This window comes from Jatrophihabitans sp. (assembly GCF_051960575.1).
Lineage (GTDB): Bacteria > Actinomycetota > Actinomycetes > Mycobacteriales > Jatrophihabitantaceae > JBQCEE01.
This window is the reverse complement of the sequence record NZ_JBQCEE010000260.1, coordinates 1-2,167: the sequence shown is the minus strand read 5'-3', so window position 1 is coordinate 2,167 and position 2,167 is coordinate 1. Positions and strand designations below refer to the sequence as shown.

Annotated in this window: 1 pseudogene; it reads right to left on the bottom strand. The window is 69.4% G+C overall.

Annotation, left to right across the window (positions count from 1 at the left end):
- Positions 1-2,167: pseudogene (locus tag ACTHMS_RS14835) on the bottom strand (DNA-directed RNA polymerase subunit beta'); the annotation flags it as partial.

Below are 2,167 nucleotides of genomic sequence, written 5' to 3'. Positions count from 1 at the left end.
CCGGCCGGGATCAGCTTGCCGATGATCACGTTCTCCTTCAGGCCGACGAGCGAGTCGCTCTTGGCCGAGATGGCGGCGTCGGTGAGGACGCGCGTCGTCTCCTGGAAGGAGGCCGCCGACAGCCACGACTCGGTGGCCAGCGACGCCTTCGTGATGCCCATGAGCACCGGACGGCCCGAGGCCGGCTCGAGGCCCTCGGCCACGACGCGGCGGTTCTCCGCCTCGAACACCGAGCGCTCGACCAGGGACCCCGGCAGGAACTCGGTGGCACCCGACTCGATCACCGTGATGCGCTTGAGCATCTGCCGGATGATCACCTCGATGTGCTTGTCGTGGATCGCCACACCCTGGCTGCGGTAGACCTCCTGGACTTCGCGAACGAGGTGCAGCTGCACCTCGCGCGGGCCCATGATCCGCAGCACGTCGTGCGGGTTGACCGCGCCGGAGACCAGCTGGGTGCCCGCCTCGACGCGGTCGCCCTCGTTCACCAGCGGACGCGAGCGCCGGGTGATCGGGTACTCCTTCTCCTCCGTGCCGTCGTCCGGGGTGATGACGACGCGGCGGCCGCCACCCTTGGCGACGCTGCCATCGGCCTCCTCGATCCGCACTCGGCCGGAGGCCTCGGCGATCGGGGCGACACCCTTGGGCACACGCGCCTCGAACAGCTCGCCGACACGCGGCAGACCGTGGGTGATGTCGCCACCCTCGCCGACCGCACCACCGGTGTGGAAGGTGCGCATCGTCAGCTGGGTGCCGGGCTCACCGATCGACTGCGCGGCGATGATGCCCACCGCCTCGCCGACGTCGACGAGCTTGCCGGTGGCCAGCGAGCGGCCGTAGCACTTCGCGCACGAGCCGATGCGGGCGTTGCAGGTCAGCACCGAGCGGACCTTCACCTCCGCGACACCGTGCGCGATGAGCTCGTCGATCATGACGTCACCCAGGTCGGTGCCGGCGGTCGCGACGACCTGGCCGTCGGCCTCGACGTCCTCGGCGAGCACGCGGGCGTACACCGAGGTCTCGACGTAGACGTCCTTGACCAGCTGGTCGCCGATGCGGGTCGCGATCGGCATCATCAGGCCGCGCTCGGTGCCGCAGTCCTCCTCGCGGATGATCACGTCCTGCGAGACGTCGACCAGACGACGGGTCAGGTAGCCCGAGTCGGCGGTCCGCAGCGCGGTGTCCGCCAGACCCTTGCGGGCACCGTGCGTGGCGATGAAGTACTCCAGCACGGACAGACCCTCGCGGAAGTTCGACTTGATCGGCCGCGGGATGATCTCGCCCTTCGGGTTGGCCACGAGGCCACGCATGCCGGCGATCTGCCGCATCTGCATCATGTTGCCTCGGGCACCCGAGCTCACCATGATCCGGACGGTGTTGGTCTTGGGGAAGTTCGCCTCCATGGCGTCGGCGACCTCGCTGGTCGCCTTCGTCCAGACCTCGACCAGCTCCTGACGCCGCTCCTCCTCGGTGATCACACCGCGCAGGTACTGCTTCTCGATCTTCTCCGCGTCCTGCTCGTAGCGGTCGAGGATCTCGGCCTTGCTCGGCGGCGTGACGACGTCGTCGATCGCGATGGTAATGCCCGAGCGGGTCGCCCAGTGGAACCCGGCCGACTTCAGGGCGTCCAGCGCGTGCGCGACGGCGACCTTCGGGTAGCGCTCGGCCAGGTCGTTGACGATCTGCCCGAGCTCCTTCTTGGTCACCTCGTAGTTGACGAAGCGGTAGTCGACCGGCAGCGCCTCGTTGAACAGGCAGCGGCCCAGCGTCGTCTTCAGCAGCGCGGCCTGGCCCGGCTCCCAGCCCTCGGGGGCCTCCCAGACCTCGCCACCGCGGCCGTTGTCGACCGAGTGCACACCCTCGACCCGGATGGTCACCGGCGCCTGCAGGTGCAGGGTGCCGGTGTCGCGGGCCATGATCGCCTCGGCCTCGGACGCGAACACGCGGTCGCTGCCGAGGGCCTCGGGCTTGAGCGCCGTCAGGTGGTACAGGCCCAGGATCATGTCCTGCGTCGGCATGGTCACCGGGCGGCCGTCGGCCGGCTTGAGGATGTTGTTCGTCGACAGCATCAGCACGCGGGCCTCGGCCTGCGCCTCGGCCGACAGCGGCAGGTGCACGGCCATCTGGTCACCGTCGAAGTCCGCGTTGAACGCGGTGCAGACGAGCG